General features: G+C 43.2%; 22 protein-coding genes and 1 pseudogene. 17 read left to right on the top strand and 6 right to left on the bottom strand.

From position 1 onward, the window contains the following. Nucleotides 1–447 precede the first annotated feature (447 nt). Nucleotides 448–804, top strand: a complete 357-nt coding sequence (locus tag ACWNM1_RS15115; protein ID WP_449601561.1) for a hypothetical protein — start codon at nt 448–450, stop codon at nt 802–804. Between the two features lie 144 nt (nt 805–948). Here the strand turns inward: ACWNM1_RS15115 and ACWNM1_RS15120 are convergent, their stop codons facing one another. Further along, nucleotides 949–1,263, bottom strand: a complete 315-nt coding sequence (locus ACWNM1_RS15120; RefSeq protein ID WP_449601563.1) for a hypothetical protein — start codon at nt 1,261–1,263, stop codon at nt 949–951. Nucleotides 1,264–1,747: 484 nt separating this feature from the next. On the opposite strand from ACWNM1_RS15120, the pseudogene ACWNM1_RS15125 reads away from it, so the two are divergent. Beyond that, nucleotides 1,748–2,134: pseudogene (locus tag ACWNM1_RS15125) on the top strand (lactonase family protein); the annotation flags it as partial. Here the strand turns inward: ACWNM1_RS15125 and ACWNM1_RS15130 are convergent. The 3 genes from ACWNM1_RS15130 to ACWNM1_RS15140 form a co-directional block, all read right to left on the bottom strand. Then, entirely contained in the window at nt 2,065–3,234 is a 1,170-nt protein-coding gene (locus tag ACWNM1_RS15130) for a tyrosine-type recombinase/integrase (RefSeq protein ID WP_449601564.1), read from the bottom strand. The pseudogene ACWNM1_RS15125 and the gene ACWNM1_RS15130 overlap by 70 nt on opposite strands. 331 nt (nt 3,235–3,565) lie before the next feature. Beyond that, nucleotides 3,566–4,072: a GyrI-like domain-containing protein gene (locus tag ACWNM1_RS15135; protein WP_449601566.1), complete on the bottom strand. Its 507-nt coding sequence runs from the start codon at nt 4,070–4,072 to the stop codon at nt 3,566–3,568. A gap of 173 nt (nt 4,073–4,245) precedes the next feature. Continuing rightward, nucleotides 4,246–4,725, bottom strand: a complete 480-nt coding sequence (locus ACWNM1_RS15140; protein ID WP_042124801.1) for a glutathione peroxidase — start codon at nt 4,723–4,725, stop codon at nt 4,246–4,248. Between the two features lie 339 nt (nt 4,726–5,064). On the opposite strand from ACWNM1_RS15140, the gene ACWNM1_RS15145 reads away from it, so the two are divergent. The 14 genes from ACWNM1_RS15145 to ACWNM1_RS15210 all read left to right on the top strand — a co-directional run bounded on the left by ACWNM1_RS15145 (nt 5,065) and on the right by ACWNM1_RS15210 (nt 18,019). After that, nucleotides 5,065–5,343, top strand: a complete 279-nt coding sequence (locus tag ACWNM1_RS15145) for a hypothetical protein (RefSeq protein ID WP_042124803.1) — start codon at nt 5,065–5,067, stop codon at nt 5,341–5,343. Nucleotides 5,344–5,437: 94 nt separating this feature from the next. Further along, the gene (locus ACWNM1_RS15150; protein WP_449601567.1) at nt 5,438–5,857 is read left to right on the top strand and encodes a thiol-disulfide oxidoreductase DCC family protein; all 420 of its coding nucleotides are present in this window, start codon (nt 5,438–5,440) and stop codon (nt 5,855–5,857) included. A gap of 74 nt (nt 5,858–5,931) precedes the next feature. Then, a complete protein-coding gene (locus ACWNM1_RS15155; RefSeq protein WP_449601568.1) occupies nt 5,932–6,840 on the top strand; it encodes a copper amine oxidase N-terminal domain-containing protein in 909 nt (302 codons plus the stop codon). A 36-nt stretch (nt 6,841–6,876) separates the two neighbouring features. Continuing rightward, a complete protein-coding gene (locus tag ACWNM1_RS15160) occupies nt 6,877–7,311 on the top strand; it encodes a DUF6526 family protein (protein ID WP_449601569.1) in 435 nt (144 codons plus the stop codon). 187 nt (nt 7,312–7,498) lie between these two features. Continuing rightward, complete coding sequence (locus tag ACWNM1_RS15165) at nt 7,499–8,662, top strand: hypothetical protein (RefSeq protein WP_449601570.1); 1,164 nt, start codon at nt 7,499–7,501, stop codon at nt 8,660–8,662. Then, the gene (locus tag ACWNM1_RS15170; RefSeq protein ID WP_449601571.1) at nt 8,655–9,896 is read left to right on the top strand and encodes a CpaF family protein; all 1,242 of its coding nucleotides are present in this window, start codon (nt 8,655–8,657) and stop codon (nt 9,894–9,896) included. The genes ACWNM1_RS15165 and ACWNM1_RS15170 overlap by 8 nt, the downstream gene beginning before the upstream one ends. 22 nt (nt 9,897–9,918) lie before the next feature. After that, a complete protein-coding gene (locus ACWNM1_RS15175; protein ID WP_449601572.1) occupies nt 9,919–10,722 on the top strand; it encodes a type II secretion system F family protein in 804 nt (267 codons plus the stop codon). Between the two features lie 10 nt (nt 10,723–10,732). Beyond that, nucleotides 10,733–11,608 carry a type II secretion system F family protein gene (locus ACWNM1_RS15180; protein WP_449601638.1) on the top strand — a complete coding sequence of 292 codons (876 nt, stop codon included), beginning with the start codon at nt 10,733–10,735 and terminating at the stop codon, nt 11,606–11,608. Nucleotides 11,609–11,621: 13 nt separating this feature from the next. Further along, nucleotides 11,622–11,810, top strand: coding sequence for a Flp1 family type IVb pilin (locus tag ACWNM1_RS15185; RefSeq protein WP_149645191.1), 189 nt, complete (start codon nt 11,622–11,624; stop codon nt 11,808–11,810). Nucleotides 11,811–11,812: 2 nt separating this feature from the next. Next, entirely contained in the window at nt 11,813–12,481 is a 669-nt protein-coding gene (locus ACWNM1_RS15190; RefSeq protein WP_449601639.1) for a TadE family protein, read from the top strand. 60 nt (nt 12,482–12,541) lie between these two features. Continuing rightward, the gene (locus ACWNM1_RS15195; protein ID WP_449601573.1) at nt 12,542–14,800 is read left to right on the top strand and encodes a hypothetical protein; all 2,259 of its coding nucleotides are present in this window, start codon (nt 12,542–12,544) and stop codon (nt 14,798–14,800) included. Between the two features lie 18 nt (nt 14,801–14,818). Beyond that, nucleotides 14,819–15,811, top strand: coding sequence for a TadE/TadG family type IV pilus assembly protein (locus ACWNM1_RS15200; RefSeq protein WP_449601574.1), 993 nt, complete (start codon nt 14,819–14,821; stop codon nt 15,809–15,811). Nucleotides 15,812–15,835: 24 nt separating this feature from the next. Then, nucleotides 15,836–16,345, top strand: coding sequence for an A24 family peptidase (locus ACWNM1_RS15205; protein WP_449601575.1), 510 nt, complete (start codon nt 15,836–15,838; stop codon nt 16,343–16,345). An 18-nt stretch (nt 16,346–16,363) separates the two neighbouring features. Beyond that, nucleotides 16,364–18,019, top strand: coding sequence for a DUF6382 domain-containing protein (locus ACWNM1_RS15210; protein ID WP_449601577.1), 1,656 nt, complete (start codon nt 16,364–16,366; stop codon nt 18,017–18,019). Nucleotides 18,020–18,047: 28 nt separating this feature from the next. Here the strand turns inward: ACWNM1_RS15210 and ACWNM1_RS15215 are convergent, their stop codons facing one another. Both ACWNM1_RS15215 and ACWNM1_RS15220 read right to left on the bottom strand, forming a co-directional pair. Beyond that, nucleotides 18,048–18,953, bottom strand: a complete 906-nt coding sequence (locus ACWNM1_RS15215; RefSeq protein ID WP_449601578.1) for a TIGR01777 family oxidoreductase — start codon at nt 18,951–18,953, stop codon at nt 18,048–18,050. Nucleotides 18,954–18,994: 41 nt separating this feature from the next. After that, nucleotides 18,995–19,459, bottom strand: coding sequence for a DUF2621 domain-containing protein (locus ACWNM1_RS15220; protein WP_449601580.1), 465 nt, complete (start codon nt 19,457–19,459; stop codon nt 18,995–18,997). A gap of 172 nt (nt 19,460–19,631) precedes the next feature. On the opposite strand from ACWNM1_RS15220, the gene ACWNM1_RS15225 reads away from it, so the two are divergent. After that, nucleotides 19,632–20,741, top strand: a complete 1,110-nt coding sequence (locus ACWNM1_RS15225) for a deoxyribonuclease IV (RefSeq protein ID WP_341061338.1) — start codon at nt 19,632–19,634, stop codon at nt 20,739–20,741. Nucleotides 20,742–20,798: the final 57 nt, after the last annotated feature.

The raw sequence follows: 20,798 nt of genomic DNA on the forward strand, positions 1-20,798 counted from the left end.
GTCTAGAACTTATTTTTTTTCTGACATCTGATGATATAAAAGTGTGGGAATACTTATAAAATATAATGGGTCGTCCTGCAATTTTAGGACGGTCCATTTTTTCTAATGGGGGCATGGTGATGAGGAGCATAGGACAACATGTAAGGCCATTCGACAATATCATGAATTAAGTTAAATTAATTTTGCGGAGACCATAGGAATTTCACAAAGAAGATTAAGCGAGTTCGAGCAGGGGAAAACTAAAGTATTAGCGGAATCTCTTAATAAGTTAAGATAGAAATTCATATTGATCTGAACTGGCTAGTTGATGAAGATGTTTAGAATAAATAACCTGATTATTCAAGTCCTATTCGACTGAGTAACAATTTAGATTCTAAAAAACTTAGGAATGGAATTTCTTTCACTAACAAGATCTTAGAAAATATAAGTGTAAAAGAGGTGCAAAACATGAGCTTGAATTTTTTCGATCACCGTGAAACGATTACTAAAAACTTGGTAACATTTCTTCGACAAAAGGGGTATTCTAAATTATCTTTGTCGAAACTTTCAGACATCACCCGACCTACCATTGATCTGATCATCAAAGGTGAAGGTTTGAACTTCGAGCAATATAATAAGCAAATCCAAAAGATCAATAAAACATTTGATCTGCCAGTTAACTATTTCATAACTCCTCTCATTTCTATAACTCCAACAAAATGTACTTATTCAGATCATGTTGCTGTTTCAGAGAGAAGTCCAGAAGTTAAAGAATTGCTAGATGGCTTGAATAGCGTACTTGAAATTTACTCTCTGTATTTATAGTAAGAAGGTGTAGAGTAGATTAGATAAAGCGATGTTCAATAGAGTATCTTAGTTAAGTCACATGTATCGATTTTCATCGTTCCAGGTCCATATCTGAACTTTCGATTCGTTTAGTTAAGCTATGAATTATTGTAATTGAAACGTTTAATGACTTTCGGGATGTTTCTTCTGGAGTTTTGAAGCTTTAGTTTGTCTTATCCTTTCTCTTATAGGTTCAAGAAGTATATGATCAGGATTGTTCTTATCATATTTAACTCTTGAAGCTATTTCTAATCTATACAATTCCTTTGCAAAGTCATCTACATTTAAGTAGAATCCAAGCGTGCGTTTCATCACTCGATAGTATCGCAAAGTTATTATCTTAGCATCTTCATTATTGTACCCGAATGCTTTGAGTTCCTCTAATACAGCTCTGATATAAGGTCTCTCGAACCCTTTTCTTTTAGTAGATTCTGGCACTTCTAACTCCCCCTTGAAGTCATATTTGCTCCTCAATTTAGTAAGTAATCTATATATCAACTTTCTAGAACTGCCTAAAAATATTAGAAACTAAACTAGCAATTTTACGTTAGACCAACTGGATTTGATAGAAACCTATACTAGTTATGCGATAGAAAGGACAAAAAAGGAATTCAGATTCAAAATCTCTTAAGTCATGAGATTAAAAATGTTTATCCAAAAGAACATCTATTCAATGAAGACAAAACAAACATATACAATTATCGGATCATATTCCAGACGGGATTAGCCCTGGCTTGTGCCTACGTATGATATTGAGACAGGACCACAAAAACCAGTCACCGTAGCCAGGTCTGCGAAACTCAACATTTTTGGATGTTGACGAGCTGAACAATCAGATCTACACGGTGGTGGAGGAAACGAGTTGAGCAGTGAGATTACAGTTTACTCTTATAATGTGAATATTGGATGACTCACTGTCGTCCAGACAGTATCGATATTGCAAAACGATTATAAGAGACATAATGCTACGGCTGATATTTACATTTTATCAGCCGGACGTTTTCTTTATGGTTCTAATCATGGACACGAAAGTATAGTGATCTACTCCGTAGATTCGGCTAACGGTTTCCTTGAGATCGTGGGATACGAGTCGACACGCGGAGGCCATCCGCGCAACTTTAGTCTGACCCCAGATTATCGATTCCTTCTTGTTGCTAATCGTGACGGAAACAGTGTTGTTACTTTTCAGCGTGACATTTCAGTAATTGTTATAACAAGCAATTCAGAGCAGAGAGGTTTTTATTTCATATTAGGATTCAATTTATTAAATTTATTCGCCGTCTCACGGCTCAACGATTTTGAAACATGAGCATACAGATCAGCGGTGACCTGTTGCTTCGAATGCCCTAAGCGTTCTTGAATTACTTTCAGTGAAACGTCATTCTCCAACAAGATTGTTGCACAACTGTGCCTTAAATCATGAAAACGAATATATTTAAATTCATGTTTTTCTACAAACTGTTTCCACCATTTACTCGGTTGTGTGTGATAAATAGCTTTTCCAAATCCGGCATGAAAAACGTAATTTTTATCCCCTCCAAGCCACTTATCTCCTAACGCAACACGTTCCTTGTTACAATACTCCTTAAAAATTGCGAGCTCTTCCATAAACCAAGCGGGCATATCAACAGTTCTTATGGAGTCATCCGTCTTCGGCAATTTAATAATTGCCTGCCCTTTTATTGTCAGTGAGATGCTTTTATTAATTGTGATAGTATGGTTTTCAAAGTCTACTTCCGACCATTCTAAAGCTAATAATTCCCCGCGTCTGAACCCCCCGAGAATAGCACAAATGCAAAATATTCTCCACATAAGAGGTGCTTCTTTATAGAGCAAAATTATTACATCTGCAGCTTCTTGCTCATCATAAAACTTTAGTTTTTGCTGTGTAACCTTTGGCTTTTTGATGGATGCCATAGGACTATGAGTAAGTATGCCCCAATCCGTAGCACGGCTGAATATATTCTTTATTACTCGATAAATGTACTCGATAGTTCCACTTGAGAGTGTCCCATCCAATTTGTCTTTTCTTGCACCAGGCTTACGAAGGTCTTCCAATAAACTTAAAATATGCATTGGTTTAATTTCGTCTAATTTGAGATGGCCAAGTGTCGGCAAAATGTGATTTATTAAATGATGGTTGTACGTTTTCAACGTTAATGGAGAGAGTTCAGTCTGTGCATATTTGGTTTTCCACTCTACAGTAAATTCAGCCAAAGTCATTTTTGAAGGGGTTCTGTACATACCGCTTTCTACAAACACAATGAATCGTGCAAGTTCTGCTTCGGCTTCTTTTTTTGTGCGTGATTTTATCGTTTTTGTTTTTTTGATTCGTTTCCCATCTGCATTATAACCAGCTTCAACTACAAGCAGGTAAGAGTTGGGTCCACGTTTTTGTAAGCTTGCCATTTATCCCACCACCATTATTTATTTCCTTCTTCCAATCATTCTTGCCTTAGGTGATGGGTTTTATAATTTTTTTGTTGACGAATTGTTGACCAAATTCAACAACTGCAACTATAATTAACCGTACTAGATCAGATAATTAAATAAAAAAAGCCTACTGCAAAGGGCTATATCATAATTAATCGGAATGCATCAAATCTAGCCCACTACCTTGAGGGGGTAGTGGGTGTATACCCGTGGAGGTTCGAGTCCTCTCTACCGCATACAGAATGACGAAAGAAGCCTTGCGATGCAAGGCTTCTTTTTTTTGTGCTTCACGAGCATTAGGAAAACACTACTTTTTCACAATAGGGACGCATAAATGGGCTTCGAATCGCTCATCATCCGGTCCGGAATTTTCCGTATATTGTATGAAGAAGACACCATCAGGATTGAAATTATATTCGGAATGCGGTAGCCATTCATTATGTATATGATTCCAAGTGGCCTGAAAAGCCGAGTGAGGCACCCCGTTTGCCGTAAATATAGCATAGGTTGATGCTGGAAAGGTCTTCTGCACAAGCCCTTCAGGAATGAAGCCGAGCTGTTTCACTTCGACCGCAAGGAAGAACTCATGATCCCAAGCAGCTTGTTCCCACAATCGGGGTACGGATGTACGATTCTGAAATAGACCCAGATAACAACCGCTGTCTTGAACTTTTGAGGGGATGGAGTCAAATTTAGCATCAATATCTAACTCGCCAAAAACAAATTCCCAAAGATTCGGATAAGGCTCTCCAGAGGCATTAACATTTGTCCAACCGATAACCTGTAGTTCTGGCAAATCACGCAGTTCAACCATTGCTTGACCCTCCCAGTAATTTTCTTCATCAATATTATAAATTATTCCAAAGGGGTTAGAAGGGGGATTTATCACGATATTATGATTAAAGACAAAAGGATACTGACCGCATATCACCTGGTGGGCTGAGTGATGTGGCCAGTATCCTTTTTTAAAAATTCTTATTGAATGGATTATTTCAGAAGCTTGGAGATATAGGATTCGATCTGCTGTGGAGTAGTTTTAGGAGCAAAACGCTTAAGGACACGGCCTTCTTGATCCACCAGGAACTTGGTGAAGTTCCATTTCACGCTTTTTGAGCCTAGAACACCAGGTGCTTCCTTTGATAAGTATTTGAATAATGGATGTGCTTCATCACCTTTTACATCGATCTTCTCGAACATTGGGAAGGTTACCCCATAGTTAATCTCGCAGTATTCTGCAATTTCATCACTTTCGCCAGGCTCTTGGCCAGCAAACTGATTGCTTGGAAAACCAAGAACCTCAAATCCACGATCTTTAAATTTCTCGTACACTTCCTGAAGCCCTTTATACTGAGGTGTAAACCCACATTTGCTAGCTGTATTCACAACAAGGAGTACTTTACCTTTGTACTTGGACAATGATTCTTCTGCACCCCGAAGAGTGTTGACCTCAAAATCATAAATACTCATGGATGCCACCTCCTTTGTAATTCTCAATTTTAATTTATCACAATTTAATTGTACACTATTTATAAGGGTGAGCCAAATAAGAAAATTCTATGAACCATTAACGCCCATTCGGTTTATCAAATCACAGCAAAATGAATGATCATAAATTAAATGTATCTGTATATATTTTATGGAAATAATGACTGAATAAAGGCGTTGATCAGAAAAGAGCAATAAATAGCCTCCGTGTTAGGCGTCTTTGGTTGACATCACTCTTAAAATTCTTTAATATGTCTAAGTATCTGAGAATATGTTGCGTGTGCAATTTACAACCAAAAATTTAAATAATGGGTGATGAAGATGTCTTACAGACCGAATATTACGAATGTGACCAAAGCCAGCAGCAACGATAAGGAAGGATTGTACGAGTTCATTATCAAGCTTGCTGATGGAACGGAGTGCCGTGCTTTTTATAATCGGTTTCCGGAATGGAAAATGACGAACATCAGCCGCCTGCTTAAAACTCCATGTCCAATTTGCCGCAAAGATTTCATCTGTAAATGCATGGAGGCATTCACTGCTGATTTCGAAGGACAAATGATCGGTGATCAATGGATTGAAAAGGCAATTGCTGAATAATTAAAGAACAGTACATGTTGGCGCGGGATTTCTATCCCGCGTTTTTGTTTACCCAAAATATACGATACACTTATCTTTATAGGGAGGGGGAGCTATGAACGAGGAGCTGAACATTATGCAAAATAAATCCATTGTGTTGATCGATGGGGTGTGTCATCTTTGCCAAGGTTTGATTCGTTTCATCATCCCGCGTGATCCCAAGGCTGAATTTCTATTCGCCCCTTTACAAAGTGAAATTGCCGCTAAGCTAATGAGTGAGGCTGGACTCCAACCTGGGCAGTTGAACACAGTTGTATTGCTCGAGAACGGTGTGTATTATACAGAGTCGGCTGCTGTACTGCGGATTGCACGTAGATTGAGATGGCCTTGGCCTGCTGCGTATATCTTCATTATAGTGCCGCGCCCAATACGGAATATCCTTTACCGCTATGTTGCAAGGAATCGTTACCGTTGGTTCGGGCGCGATGAGCAGTGTCTACTCCCAACACCGGAGATTAAACAAAGATTTTTGTAATCCGGGATTTGGCTAGATGTTATAATGTAACCATAATTTGGTATAATTAAGGATATTTAGCGAGGGGGGAAGGGATGTTGCGAAAGGCTGGGCTTTATCTATTAATAGTTATGCTAGTTTCTTTAGGTACGATGGGAACGGTATCTGCAGATGCTAAGCTCAAGGTAATGGTGAATAATTCGAGCGTGAATTACGGCGTGCAAATCGTCTCTGGACAGACGATGGTTCCGCTGAAGGCTTTTGAGAGCTTCAAGAATACTTCTATTCAGTGGGAAGCCCGTACAAAGCAAGTAACGATCGTTAGAGACTTCAAGAAGATTAAGCTTGCTGTGGGTTCTCGAACGGCGTGGAAGAACTCCGAATCTGTACAACTGGATGTACCTGCTAGCATCATGGATGGAAGAGTTACGGTGCCGCTGAGATTTATTGCGGAAGCTCTTGGAGCTAGAGTAACGGTAGATGCTACTACGAATACTGTCTGGGTTCAGGAACGTGCAAATGCGAAGCTTGTGCAGAATTATACTAGTAGGGACTTGGTAGTTTCCCGCATTGCTGCTTTACAATTCCCGGTTGAAGAAAGAGAACCGTCCCAATTAACGGGTGATAATGAATCGTTGTCTATGTCGTATTATTTTCCTGAAGGCAGATCTGATGGATATTTCATAATCTATGGGCATTTTGTATCGTATTATGAGATTAAAGACAACATTAGAACAGTCGTATGGGAGGCAGATTTGGACAATTCGAAAGAGGCTGATAAAAAAGATTTTTCCGCGATATTCGGACACCCCATTGCGAAGGAATATGGTAAAGCCCCTGTTTTAGCCCCGTCCTATGCCTATTATTATACGAGTGTATGGGGAAGTCAGATTATTTGCGGAATCGTTAATGCGGATGGAACGACTAAAGTATCAGGGAAGTCGCTGAACTGGGAGAACAACAAGCCCTTTATCGTGGCTATTCCCGGCGAGACGAAGCTTTAAGCGCTCTACAAGTCATATAAAATATGGAGATGAATTATGAATAAAGGGAAGCCCAAGGGATTTATGCGTTTTGATTGGCCTTTTCATTTTGTGACGATGCCGCTTGCGCTAATTTTGTTTATGTGGTCGGCGATTTATGCTGTTCAAGAGATACGTGATGATAGTGCTTTAACGGTGCCTTTGCTTTTATTCGGCATGTCCTTATGCCTACTATTTGCGATTACAAGAATTCGTATATATGCGACAAAAAATCAGGACCGCGTCGTGAGAGTGGAAGAGCAGTTTCGCTATTTCCGTCTGACAGGCGAAGTTTTGAATCCAGAGCTTGAAATAGCCCAAATTATAGCGCTACGCTATGCAGGTGATGATGAGTTTCCAGCACTGTGTCAGCGGGCGGTGAAGGAGAAGCTCAACCCTGCCGATATTCGGTCTGCCATTAAGAGCTGGCGCGAAGATAAGATGAGAGTATAGTATCCAGCTAGTGTGCGAAAAAACTTATTGCTGCCTTCTTATATATATGCTACTATAGCTGTAAATTAAAGGAATAGTAACGGAAGCACCGTTCAATTACCGTATCCACGGTTATTGTCGGTGCTTTTTTTGCTGTCTTTTTTTGAGGAAATAATGGATTTCTTCTTATCGAAAGGAGCGTGGTTTCATGGCGGCAAGGATTGTGCTCGCAGTGCGTGAAAGTCAATATATCGAACCATTACTGCACTATCTTCATCACAGCGAGTACGGAGAAATGCTGCGTATTACGGCTTTTAGCCGAATGGATGCTTTTATCGAATTTATGAGGGGAGAGGACATCCCGGATGCTGTTGTGGGGGACTCTTCTTTTATCGAGGCTTGGCTAGTAGAGGGGAAAAGCACGGTTCCATGGGCAGTTTTGAGTGAGGATGGAGGTTATCTCGGTAAGAGTGCTAAAAGTCTGGGAGGGGGAGTGATGATTGCCAAATATCAGGCACTTCCTTCCCTCCTAGGAGCATTTCTCCAGTTATGTGAAGTCCAAAGAGGTAGAGGATCCTCTGTGCTAGATGAAACGCTGTTGCTGGGGGTTGTCTCTGCTAGCGGCAACATGGGCAAAACAACGATAGCATTGAATATGGCGAAGCAGCTTGGTGAAATGGGCCTTTCGGTGTTTTATCTGAACCTTGAGAGTGTAGACAGCAGTGGGTTGTTTCTCAGAATCCCTACAGGTCATACGGCTGGACTAGAGCGGCTGCTATATGAAATAAAGGCTAATCGAGATAAGGATGAAGCGGATACGATTGAATTAGGACAATACTTCATTAGATATGATCACCTCCGAACTGCTGCTTTCAGACCAGTTATTAATGTGAAGGAAATGCTGCAGATGACTTTGCAAGATACGCTGGATTTGTTAGAGCGGCTGGTTGCGGAGAGAAACTTTGATGTTGTTATTGTGGACACCGGCAGCATCGAGGAAGAGCGTGCGAAAGCTGTGCTGCAGCGAAGTGGGATTCTACTTTGGGTCCTGAAAAATGATGATGTAAGCATGTATAAGACTATGAGATGGCTGTCGCATTGCATCGCTCCTAACTCTGGCATGTCCCCCCATGTGATGGACAAGAGTAAATTTGTAGTGAATTTTGCAGTGGATCGTTTGGAAGAGTGGGTGCCTCCTGAAGGAATTATCATTGAAGGCGTATGCCCCTTTATCCCATCATGGACGCTGCAACACCGTGAGGAGCTCTTTTTGAACTCTCCACAATTTCAGCAGGAGATCTTGCAGTTGTGCAAGCGGATTGTAGAGCCAGCACTCCCATTAGTTTTTACAGGGAAGAATATCCATGAATGAGGAGATGTTCAGGGCGCTGCGTAGTGAGATTCGTGCAGGGCTTGATGTGACTTCTGCAGTAGGAAACCGTGAACTTACTGGGTTTATCGAACGAACGATTCTAGAAAGTGAAAGCCTCCGTTACTTAACAGCACAGGAGAAGCATGAGTTAGTTAAGAGACTATTTGACTCCTTCCGAGGATTGGATGTGCTTCAGCCATTAGTGGATAATCCAGCGATTACGGAGATTATGATCAATAGTCATACTGAAATTTTTATAGAAGAGGAGGGTCAGATTCGTCGTCTTCCTTTGGAATTTGAGTCCAGTAGCAGGCTGGAGGACATTATCCAAACGGTAGTATCCGGTGTTAACAGGGTAGTAAATGACTCCTCTCCTATCGTTGATGCTCGGCTGAAGGATGGATCCCGTGTGAATATTGTACTTCCGCCAGTCTCGCTGAAAGGACCAGCGATGACCATACGTAAATTCCCGGAGAAGCCGATGACGATGAATGAATTGGTGAGCCGTGAAGCTTTAAGTCAGGAAGCAGCAGAGCTACTACAAATCTTAGTAGCTGCTAAATACAACATTTTTATAAGCGGGGGAACGGGCTCGGGGAAGACCACCTTTCTAAATGCATTATCTCAGTTTATCCCTTCACAGGAGAGGGTCATCACAATAGAAGATTCTGCTGAGCTACAGATTGTAACGGTGCCAAATCTTGTTTCCCTGGAGACTAGGAACGCGAATACAGAAGGTAGAGGGGAGATTTCCATTCGAGATTTGATTCGTTCTTCGCTGCGGATGAGACCCAATCGAATTGTTGTGGGTGAGGTACGGGGAGCGGAATGCCTCGATATGCTACAGGCGATGAACACTGGGCACGATGGTTCGTTATCAACGGGTCACTCCAACAGCGCGCAAGATATGGTCAGTCGGCTGGAGACGATGGTGTTAAGTGCTGCGGACCTGCCGGTAACGGTTGTTCGTCAGCAAATCTCATCGGCGATTGATATATTCGTACACTTATCCAGGCTCCGTGATCGTTCTAGGCGAGTGATGGAGATTAGTGAGGTTGCAGGCCTGAAAGATGGAGAAGTGGTCTTGAACCCTCTATATGAATTTCGAGAGTCCGGTGAACGAGAGGGCCGGGTACAAGGAGGGCTGGTTTCTTGCGCAAACCCGCTTATGCATACAGCAAAGCTTAGAATGGCTGGTGTAACCTCCTACCCGTTATCACAGGCTGGATTGTGAATTCCAAAAGGGGGAAGAGGTAGTGCTTAAGATTAAGTTTGCTGCTGAAAAACCTAAGAAAGCTGATTCCAAAGGCCATTCATTATTGCCGGATTATACGGTATACGAGTTAACCTTGGTACAGAAAACTCTGGCTATTGCAGTAGGTGGTTTGCTGCTGTTTGGAGTGGGATATCTTTTTTATCATCATTGGATACTGTCGTTACTACTTATGCCAGGTGGGCTGTATGCACCTCGTATGCTGCGTAATTATTTGCTGAAAAGACGCCGGAGTATGCTTAATTTACAGTTTAAACAGACGTTATTTTCATTGTCTTCCTCACTCTCAGCAGGGCGATCGGTCGAGAATGCTTTCCGGGAAGCGGTCCAAGACTTACGTATGCTGGACCCGGAGGGGGGCGGCGATATGATCTCGGAGCTAAATATTATCTGTACACGAATGGAATACGGTCAGCCAGTGGAGGAAGCGCTTCGGGATTTCAGTGAAAGAGCAGGAATGGAAGATATTGAGCGGTTCGCTGACGTGTTCACTGTATGTAAACGTACAGGCGGCGATCTGGTAGAAGTAGTGCGCCGTACGTCTACGATTATTGGAGAGAAGCTGGATATTCAGCAAGATATTACTGTAAGCATTTCACAGAAGAAATTCGAAGCGAAAGCGCTGTTAATATCTCCACTAATTATGGTGATCTTTATGAGTTTGACTGCAGGAGACTATATGCAGCCCATGTACACAGGAGTGGGTATAGCCATATCGACGCTTGCATTAGTAGCTTTGTTTTTATGTTATCTCTGGACTACTAAAATAATGGACATTCCGCTGTGAAGGGGAAGAAATCATGCGATGGCTATGTGCAGTAGTCACTATATTTTTACTTGTTGTCTGGGCTCTGTTACGAATTAAATGCGGAAAAAGATATGACGGATTAAGAGAGCTTCCTATGGAAGGATTACGACTTCGGAAGCTGGGTGAACCGCTGTTGCTGCTCATTGAGAAAACCGGCATTGTCAGTCGTTTTCCATCATTGATGTTCAGGATTCAACGTTCCCTGCAGCGAAGTTATGGGATGCGTTACAGTGCAGAAAGAACCCTGTTGTTCATGGGTGAGATGCTTAGCTACAGTTGGTTGCTGCTTGTGGGTGGAAGTTTGATCACAGGATTTAGCGGCGATCAGACAGGTCTGATTCTAGGTTTTTTCTTGGCGGTAGCTTTACCAGCTGCTATGGTGAGTGATTTACATAAAAAGGTGAGGGTGAGAGAGCAGAATATTATGCTCGAGCTACCAGAACTTCTGAACAGTATTGTATTGCTGGTAGGAGCAGGTGAGACTGCGCAACGGGCGATTATCCGCTGTGTGGAGAGCCACCGAGGTGATGTTAATCACCCATTGTATAAGGAACTTAGGATCATGACCAGTGAATGGGAAGGAGGGTATTCATTTCAGCAGGCATTCGAGAATTTTAGCAAGAGATGTGCAGTGCAGGAGGTATCGTTGTTCACGACGACGGTTCTTCTGAATTATCGCAGAGGTGGAGCGGATTTTGTGTTATCGCTACGCGATCTCTCGCGGATGCTGTGGGATAAACGGAAAGCTATCAGCCGAACGCGAGGGGAGCAAGCTTCCTCTAAACTAGTCTTTCCGATGGTAGTTATCTTTTTAATAGTAATTGTACTGGTGGGAACGCCAGCATTCATGATGTTAAAAATGTAGGAGGGTGAAACTAATGATGACGACAATGTTGGGTAGCGTGAAGAGTTTTTGGAAGGACGAGGAAGGTCTGGGGACACTGGAAATGATTCTGATTATTGCAGTGCTGATTGCGGTCGTTCTTTTGTTTAAGGACAAAATTCAGGAAGTAGTGGAGGCTTTGATTAAAACTGCGGGAGAAAAGAGCCAGGAAGTATTCGAGTGAAAATGTTTAAGGACGATCGAGGCAGCTTTACCATTGAAGCTTCAATTCTACTACCAATGGTCATGTGTATTACAATGCTTCTTCTGTTCTTCTGTTTGTATAGCTACCAGAAGTCTATGCTCCTGCAAGTGGCCTCAGGGGCTACTGAGCGTGCGGCTTACAATTGGGACAACAGCCATAAAGAGGTTTCTGGCTCCTATGCTGTTGGTGAGTATGACTCCCTTTATTGGAGAATTGGAGACGATGCTTTGCTAGCCTCTTTATTCGGCGGAGAAGCTGGAAGTGATGGCGCGACAATAGAGCTACCTGGTGAAGTGTCAGAGGAAAGTGATCTACCAGATCTTAAACTCAGACATTCGTCCTCTATGATTCCGAATAATATGTCGGGAAATTTGAACTACGCATATTCACTTGCAGGACGGAAAGTAAGTGCTGAATTAAATCGTCTACTGCACTTACCTGTACTTGATGAAGTTTTGTCTGATGAGGCAAAGCCAACTGTAAAAACTCAATCTATCATCGCTGAGCCTGTTGAGTTTATCCGTACGGTCGACCTGATGCGTTACTTCGGGGCTAAGTTCAAGGGAGGCTCAGAGGGTACTAGTGGGTCTGGAGTCCACATGGAGAAGAAGGATGCCTCCGCGATGATGACCAAGCTTCAGGATAAGTGAATATTTCCTTGCTAATGGATCTTGTATCTATTGAAGGTAGGGGTAAGGAGGGAGGTTTTGATGAGGAGCATCTTTACCAGTTGCCTTGTTAGCGGTAAGAGTCGAAAGAAACAGAAGCAGGGTAAGGGCAAAACGGACGGTTCAGTCTCAATTTTTTTAATTATGGTACTGGCTTTCGTCTTTTTATTTACCGCTGTGCTGATTGACTATGCGCGGATTGCTGCCTTCAATGTTCAGGAGGAACGTCTAGCGAGGGCTAGCGTTCGCTCTGTAATGTCATCTTACGATGTTGAGCTACGAGAAAAGTATGGTTTATTCGCCTTTGGAGAGAGTGACGGAGATATGCTGCTATCTCAGGTACTCAATGATAATATGCATAAAAGTGGTAGGGGTGACGCGTTCAACCTTGTACCCTTCGCTTTGGAATCGTCATCTTTGAAATGGAGCAGGCCGCTGGGTAGCTATGATGTTGTGAGTCGACAAATACTGGAGGAAATGAAGTATAAGGCTCCGGTGGATTTTGCTTTAGAATTGGCAGGTAAATTCAAACCGATGTCAGGAGTAATGGCAGAGGCCTCACGGGCTACTGAACTACTCAGTAAGCTGCAGCCGTTATATGACGAGCGAGAAGAGGCTTTGGATCTTATGTTAGAGCAGAGAAGCCAAGCTGCGGAGAGTGGAAGAAGGTTACTTCAATGGATTATGAATCCGCCTGCAGAGTCCATTTCTGCCAGTTCACTCGGAAGTATGCAATCAGCGGCGGATATTCCCGCACAGTATAGTGACTATCTTGGGAAATATTACGATGATCTTTATCGTGATAGTAAAAAGCCTGCAAAGTACACTTATCAATTGTCTCTATACCGGAGTCGAACTACTGAAATGTTATCGCGGCTTCCTGCCTTATTAACAGCTTTTCGTGAAGATCATGAAAGATCAATGGAGGGAGCGAATGAAGCGTTAAAGAAGGCAGAGCAATTGAATGACGAGATGAGAAATATATTGGAACAGTCACGAATGGAGGGGGTGGATCTATCAAATGATCCTGCTAATGACTGGGATATTCCGGCGAGCTCAGGAGAGATAAGCTCAGACCCGCTTAAAAAGCTGCGTGAGCAGGAAGATGCACTGATTCTCTCCTCAACTGATCTTAGTCAAATGGAGAATAGTATATCTATGCAGCAAAGCGCTTACGTGGCCATTGAACCGACCGTAGCAGGAATGTCGGGTGTGCTGTATGAAGCTTTGAGTGAATATGGTGACTCCTATCAAATGATCTCTTCTGTTCTTGAAGCTTCACGCGTAGTGAATAACTATCTGCAGAATTACGGTAAGAAGGGAAGTATTATCGTTAGTGATTTGGCTTTAATCGAACAGCACCGTAGCTCAGATAAAGAGCGTAAGCAATTGGAGAGAGAAGCAAAATCGAAGCTGGGTGAAGCGAAAGCATTGCTTAATAAGATTCGAATGATGGGTAACGGAGTGACAGATTCTCTGGAAAGCTATCAAACACTTCGTCAATATTACGAGGAGAATATTGCTTTTAATAAGGAATTAGTATCAGATCCACTTGTTAAATCTGAAGTAAGCACTAACCCGTATACTGCTGGGAGTTCGGCGATGGACGATATGGACGGAATCTATGCAGCGATGGGTGGCATTATGGGAGGGGCTAGAGATAGACTTTTTCAAACGGAGTATTCTGCTCTCTATTTTCAACATTTTGATGTTTCCAAGTTAGCTACTCTAGCACAAGGTTCTGAGGGAACAGCCGAACTTACAGACCAGTTAAATCCTCAAGCACAAGAGCTGGAATACATACTTTATGGATTCCATAATCCCGCAGGAAATGTAGCCGCAGCGTATGCTGAAATATTCGCTATGCGGCTGTCTATTCGAACGATGGAAGGTTTTATTGAGAAGGCAAGTTTAGGAAACCCATTGGCGATTTTGGCCGCAGCACTGTTGTATGGCATCCAGCAAGCTATTCAGGACATGTTGTTACTCTGTGAGAAAGATTCCATACCACTGTCTAAATATTTACCAGCCCAGCTGACTTATCGCGATCATTTGCGTCTGTTCATGATGCTGCATGGAGGCGGGAATATTCAATTATCTCGGATGCTGGCTCTCATTCGACTGAACACAGGAATAAATTCAGATGAAAGAAGTACGTATGTCTCATCGAATATTAAGCTTGGAATGCGGCTATGGTTTCTACCGGGTGTTGTGAAGCTATTGGATTATAGCGCTGGGTATTCTGGAGAAGTGCAAGGCAGTACATATATGAGAGCAGTGCAGGTTGATTTTTCATACTAGCAGGAGGTTGGTAAGGATATGGGGGACGGGTACCGGATTAGGAGGAAGACGCAGGAAGAAGGCAGCATGGTAGTAGAAGCGGCGATGGTACTTCCGATCTTCCTACTGTTTGTTTTGTTCCTAATTTCTATCGTACAGATGACCTTGTATTCAACAGCCTTACAAAGCACAGCATCTGATACTGTGAAATCTATTTCAACGCATATGTACCCGGCAGCTTTGGCAGTGCAGAAATGGGGAGCAACAAGCGAAGCTGGCGCTAATCCAGTGAAGGATGGCACCGACCTATCCGCTGGCAATCAAGCCGAATCGAATTGGACGATTCCTCGCTTGTCACTTACAGATTGGGGCAGCAGTTATGCAATGTCATTACCTAAGCCGCTGAATGAGTGGGTCATGTCAGCTTTAGAGAAGGGCGAGGGACCTCTGCAGAAGCTACAGGCTGAGACCTCTGAAAGTGTACTGGATCTAGCGATAAAACCCCTATTAAAGCCGTATCTGTCATCAGACTTACTGGATTATGATCGAATTCATGTATCCAACATTATCGTGCCTGAGTTAAAGAAGGGTACCCGACCTTACTTTGGATTGGTTGTTAGCTATGAGCTGCCGATGAAGGTTCCCTTTCTAAACCAACGCATTGTACTTGAGGCAAGTGCTGTTGAACGTCTTTGGATCGGGGATACAGGAGAGGGTACAAATAAGGGCAATGACGGCACTGGTCAACCAGAGGATTTTATTAAGATTTTGGAGAAACCGAATCCAGCTGTAGCCAATAAGCAAGGCAAAGTTCGTGCTAAAATTCCGCCGAATGCTTCCGCTAGCTTATCCGTTTTTTATAAAAGCGGGGGAAGCACTGCTAAATATTTAGGATGGAAACAAGCGGATGCGGACGGATATATCGAGTGGGAGTGGAAAATTGGTGTGAATACCACACCGGGCTCGTGGCCATTTGTAATTCAGCTCGATGACGGTAGATCTATTGAGGTGTTGTTCACAGTAGTGAAATGAGTGAAGGGGAAAGGAGCGTAATCCATGGCGGAGTGGGCCTTCTGGGGATGTCTGCCGTTTCTGGCAGCTGCATTTATTACGGATATAAAGTCGATGAGAATACCAAACTGGATCACTGTCTCAGGCCTGCTTGCTGGTCTGCTTGCTCAAGCGCTGATGAACGGCTGGGATGGACTGCTTAAGTCTGGTGTGGGTGCCGCTGCAGGATTTGCAGTGCTTCTAATTATGCATTTGATTGGGGCGGTTGGTGCAGGGGATGTTAAGCTTTTTGCCGGGATTGGGGCGTGGACAGGAATGCTATTTACATTGCAGGTTGTGATGTACTCCGTACTGTTTGGGGCCTTGATAGGCTGGCTAATTGTCTTAAAGAGACGGGAGACAGGCAGGCGTACGCGCAGGATCTTTGACTCAATTTCCGGATTTATAATATTGAAGAGTTCATTCCTAATAAGAAATAAAGATAGTGAGCTGTTGAGATTTCCCTTTATGCTGGCTGTAGTCCCCGGTACCATTTGCGCTTATCTTTATTTTTAAAATAGGAGGTGGTGATGCTTGTTGTACGGATTATCCCGTGACTTTATGCAGCAGGACGGTATATATATGATGCTTGGCGAACCAGAAGGAATGCCGGTGGGTAAGCTTAATATGGTTCAAGCTCGTATGCTGATGAACACTGACATTCCTCATCATTTAAGGTTGTTACTTAGGGAAATTGATTTAAAGGTTACGATGGAATATGCTGTTCTGCGTAAAAAAATGCTCAGTCATTTGCTCAAAAGTGAGAAGTTGAGCATGACCTCATTTTTTGGATTACTTCTGCAAATTGCGCAAGGGATGGAAGATGGCAGGTTATATATGCTTCGGGCGGATCAGTATGCTTTGCATGAAGATTATATTTTTATTGAAGGATCATTGCAGAGTGGTAAGGTATATCTCACCTATATCCCTGTGCAGGGGAATGAGCCTGCTTCTAGGCTGGGAGAGTCTCTCAAATCGCTGATCATGGTGATGATGGCTTCTATCACAGAGCTTACTGGGAGTGGTGTTCAAAGAGTGCTGCAATACTGTGGGGAAGAAGAATTTACGGCAGCGGGCTTAAAGGGTCTTCTCTCAGAGCTGTTGACAGAGGGCGACTCTAGTAAAGGACAATTCAGTAGTATCGCAGAAATGGCATACACATCACCTAAGATGACAGAAGTACGTTCGGCAGAGCCTGAAAGACGAATGCAAGAGAGAGTAAGGGAACTGTTTGTGAATGAGGTAGCTGCTCCCCAGAAAAAAAAGAGTGAGCGGAACGAGGAGGAGGGTCTGCGTACGCAGCAGAACTCAGCTCCGTGGTTAAACAGCTATTCCAGTCCGAATCTTAGGTTGAAAGAAGAGGAAAGGTCTCTTCGGTCTACAGACGAGATTAGGTTGACGAATTCACAACCCTCAAGCTCAAGAACCTATATTATTCTAGGTTGCTTATTGGGTGATGCATTATTATGGAAATTCCTATATTTGAATAACCCAAAACCGTTATGGCTAGCCGTTTGTGGAATGGCAACGATTGCCTTGGCTACTTTTAGCTGGATGATATGGAACGAAAGGATAAGGTTTGGAAGTGGCGAAGAAAAGGAACATACGAGTGAGGATTCTGAAGATACAAACCGGAGTCCGAATCGAAGAGAACTGGAGTGGGATTTCGGTAGGAATCCTGTGACCACTGTACGTCCAGCAGCATCGATTCCAAAGGGAGATCAGCATCCATCCGACCCTTTATCTAAATTTCCATTTGTGCAATCTGAATCAAGGAAAGAGGAGGATAGTTCTGTAATATCACCAGGTCCAATAGCCCCGACCGCTTTATTATCACGGGAGGAAACACCTGAGCAAGACAAACGAAATGAGAAGCTAGCTCGAAATGTTCCTTATCTCAAAAGAAGCGATGAGGAAGAGGCAGAGTCGGAAACCATAGCGTTGAACCGAACTAGCTTTATCATTGGCCGATCGGCAGAAGTAGCTCAGTATGTAGAAAGGTCAGAAGGAGCTTCAAGAGTACATGCGGAGATATCTAGGAGCCCAAGCGGATACGTACTTAAGGATCTGGACTCCAGAAATGGAACGCTTTTTCAAGGCGAAGCCATGATCCCTTACAAAGAGTACCCGCTGTCAGAGGGGACCGTATTCAAGATTGTAAAAGGAAGCTACACATTCCACATGGGATGAAGAGCGCAAGCAAAGAGTGTTGATTCTGCTATTTTTGGCCTTTCAAGTCTTCTAAAGCGGTTTGAAGTGTAGGGAAGGTAAAGTTAAAGCCCTGTTCTAATGCCGCCGATGGAAGGACGCGTTGTCCTTTGAGCAAGATCTCAGACAATTCACCTACTGCTGCTTTTAATAGGAAGGCAGGTAGTGGGAACCAATGTGGCCGTTTATACACTCTGCCAATCGTTCTCCCGAACTCTTCGTTCGTAACCGGATGTGGAGCAGTCGCATTAACAGGTCCGGAAATTTCGGGATTCTGAATACAAAAATCAATCAGACGGACGATATCCGTCAGGTGAATCCAGGAGACCCACTGGTTTCCCGTTCCGATGTTACCACCAAAACCTAGTAAGTAAGGTAGCTTCATTTTTGGGAAAGCACCGCTTTCATTGCCGAGCACAACCCCAGTACGCAACTTGATCATACGGATATTCTTGTATGCTTCATCTGAAGCTTCTTCCCATGTCTTAACCACGTCAGAAGGGAAGTCCATGACATGGGCTGGTGATGATTCATTAAAGGTATCTTGCAAGGAGGTTCCGTAAATAGCCACAGCTGATGCCTGAATGACTACAGAAGGTTTGTGTTTCAAGCGGGCGAGTAGCTTAGCAGCAGCGGAACAGGCCCAAAGACGGGATTGCATAATTGCCTTTTTGCCGCTCTGACTCCAGCGTTGGCTGAGAGAAGCTCCAGCAAGATTGACCAAAGTATCCGCATTTTCCACGGGTGTTGAATCAGCGTTTAGGCTGTCCCATGTGTGGTAAGTCAGCTTAGGATGATATGGCGCAGCTTTAGGTAGATTGCGACCGACGATTGCAATTTCATTTCCTGCTTGTAGCAAGTATTTTGTTAGTTCACTGCCAATGAAACCGGTGCCGCCACATATTACATATTTCATAAAGGTTGGCCTCCGTTCTGAACACAACATCAGATTATCAATCACTTGAACAAATGCTGGTAAGCAGAGTAGTCGATTTTATTCTTTTCAAGAAAATTGACGAGGAAACGATTGTCACGCCGTGGCGTGGCGGCTATGTAACCTTTAATGCAGTGATCACGAGTAACCTCTTTCGCATTACTTTCCACAGCGATCTTACCGATCTCGGCAGCAATGGAATGCTTGGCGATATCGCGAAAAGGGCTAGGCACAGGCTGAACAAGCTGGTCTAAGAAAGCTTTTGATTCATCACTCCAGAGTGAACGGCTGCGTTCTACCCAGTAATTTTGCCAGTCCAGCTTTGATTTTCCATCAGCTTTCGGCAACACCTTTAGGAATTTCCGGAACATAAAAAAACCGCCGATACACATGGAACCCAGCAGCATAAATGTCCAGAAAGCGATAGAGTTCATGAACCAATTGCTCGGTGTTGCGGATAATAAACCAAGTCCTGATTGGATAGACATGCATACACCACCTTTTGGCAATGAGTATTCTCACATAATTTAATCTTATATTAAAGTATAGCTTATTTCCAAAGTTTTGCGAAGCAGAACCCAGCATATTGACCTTGTCTAGATTTATTTTTCTGATCACGGTAGAATAGGGGGTAATTCGTGAAGGAAAGAGGGAAGAAGTATGCTGAAAATAGGTTCACACGTGTCTTGCTCGGACAAGGGTCTTTTGACCGCAGCAAATGAAGCAAATGAGTATGGTTCCAGCTCATTTATGATATATACAGGAGCGCCACAGAACACGCGCCGCAAGCCGATTGATGCCATGTATCCGGTTGAAGGAAAGCAAGCAATGAAAGAAAACGGTGTGGAGGAGATTGTCGTCCACGCACCTTACATTATTAATCTCGCTTCCTATAAAGAGAACACGTATCAGTTGGCCGTTGATTTCTTACAAGAGGAAATCCGCCGTACGCACGCACTTGAGGTCAAGCATATCGTATTACATCCGGGTGCATTCACTGATAAGGATGCAGAATACGGCATTCAGCGGATTGCAGATGGCCTTAATGAGGTTCTAGGGGGAACCAATGAAACGGAAGTTCATATCGCCCTAGAAACTATGGCTGGTAAGGGAACAGAGATCGGACGCAGCTTCGAGGAGATTGCTTCTATTATTGATAAGGTTGAACATAACGAGCGTTTGTCCGTATGTCTTGATACTTGTCACATTCATGATGCTGGCTATGATATCGTTAATGATTTGGATGGCGTTCTTAACAAGTTTGATGAGATTATCGGCTTGAATCGTCTTGGGGTTATCCATATCAATGACAGCAAAAATCCATGTGGAGCAGGTAAAGACCGTCACACTCCAATTGGTTCGGGTTGGATCGGTTTTGATACGATTAACAAAATCGTCCATCATGAGAAATTGACAGGTCTGCCATTCATTCTTGAGACGCCATGGGTTGGTAAAGATGCGAAGAAACAGCGTCCGATGTATGAGGTAGAGATTGCTTTGCTCCGTGGTAACGTAGCGGAACGATTTGGACCGGAGTTTATAGAGGATGTTGAAAAACTGCGTGATTTTTTTGCTAATAAGGAGATCGATTCCCGTCAATTTGTGCTTAATGTCTGGGAGATGCTGAAGAACGATGCCAAGGCTAAAAAAGCTGATCCACGTGAACCGCTGGAGCGTCTATATGATGAAGTCATCGCTGCCGAGCTGTTCCCGCAATTGAGCGAGGAAGCCATTAATCATCGCTTGATTGCATGGTTAGCAGGCAAGTAAGTGCTCGTTCACGCATAAGTTAGACTTCAGATTGCACATGTAGATGAGAGGATGGGA

It is taken from the genome of Paenibacillus sp. Marseille-Q9583 (assembly GCF_976954365.1).

What these genes read in the sequence shown, in the direction of transcription:
- ACWNM1_RS15200 (WP_449601574.1), top strand. Translation starts at nt 14,819, where the DNA reads ATGGGGGACGGGTACCGGATTAGGAGGAAGACGCAGGAAGAAGGCAGC.
- ACWNM1_RS15115 (WP_449601561.1), top strand. Translation starts at nt 448, where the DNA reads ATGAGCTTGAATTTTTTCGATCACCGTGAAACGATTACTAAAAACTTG.
- ACWNM1_RS15150 (WP_449601567.1), top strand. Translation starts at nt 5,438, where the DNA reads ATGAACGAGGAGCTGAACATTATGCAAAATAAATCCATTGTGTTGATC.
- ACWNM1_RS15195 (WP_449601573.1), top strand. Translation starts at nt 12,542, where the DNA reads ATGAGGAGCATCTTTACCAGTTGCCTTGTTAGCGGTAAGAGTCGAAAG.
- ACWNM1_RS15170 (WP_449601571.1), top strand. Translation starts at nt 8,655, where the DNA reads ATGAATGAGGAGATGTTCAGGGCGCTGCGTAGTGAGATTCGTGCAGGG.
- ACWNM1_RS15160 (WP_449601569.1), top strand. Translation starts at nt 6,877, where the DNA reads ATGAATAAAGGGAAGCCCAAGGGATTTATGCGTTTTGATTGGCCTTTT.
- ACWNM1_RS15165 (WP_449601570.1), top strand. Translation starts at nt 7,499, where the DNA reads ATGGCGGCAAGGATTGTGCTCGCAGTGCGTGAAAGTCAATATATCGAA.
- ACWNM1_RS15225 (WP_341061338.1), top strand. Translation starts at nt 19,632, where the DNA reads ATGCTGAAAATAGGTTCACACGTGTCTTGCTCGGACAAGGGTCTTTTG.
- ACWNM1_RS15215 (WP_449601578.1), bottom strand. Translation starts at nt 18,953, where the DNA reads ATGAAATATGTAATATGTGGCGGCACCGGTTTCATTGGCAGTGAACTA.
- ACWNM1_RS15130 (WP_449601564.1), bottom strand. Translation starts at nt 3,234, where the DNA reads ATGGCAAGCTTACAAAAACGTGGACCCAACTCTTACCTGCTTGTAGTT.
- ACWNM1_RS15145 (WP_042124803.1), top strand. Translation starts at nt 5,065, where the DNA reads ATGTCTTACAGACCGAATATTACGAATGTGACCAAAGCCAGCAGCAAC.
- ACWNM1_RS15220 (WP_449601580.1), bottom strand. Translation starts at nt 19,459, where the DNA reads ATGTCTATCCAATCAGGACTTGGTTTATTATCCGCAACACCGAGCAAT.
- ACWNM1_RS15140 (WP_042124801.1), bottom strand. Translation starts at nt 4,725, where the DNA reads ATGAGTATTTATGATTTTGAGGTCAACACTCTTCGGGGTGCAGAAGAA.
- ACWNM1_RS15205 (WP_449601575.1), top strand. Translation starts at nt 15,836, where the DNA reads ATGGCGGAGTGGGCCTTCTGGGGATGTCTGCCGTTTCTGGCAGCTGCA.
- ACWNM1_RS15135 (WP_449601566.1), bottom strand. Translation starts at nt 4,072, where the DNA reads ATGGTTGAACTGCGTGATTTGCCAGAACTACAGGTTATCGGTTGGACA.
- ACWNM1_RS15190 (WP_449601639.1), top strand. Translation starts at nt 11,813, where the DNA reads ATGTTTAAGGACGATCGAGGCAGCTTTACCATTGAAGCTTCAATTCTA.
- ACWNM1_RS15185 (WP_149645191.1), top strand. Translation starts at nt 11,622, where the DNA reads ATGATGACGACAATGTTGGGTAGCGTGAAGAGTTTTTGGAAGGACGAG.
- ACWNM1_RS15155 (WP_449601568.1), top strand. Translation starts at nt 5,932, where the DNA reads ATGTTGCGAAAGGCTGGGCTTTATCTATTAATAGTTATGCTAGTTTCT.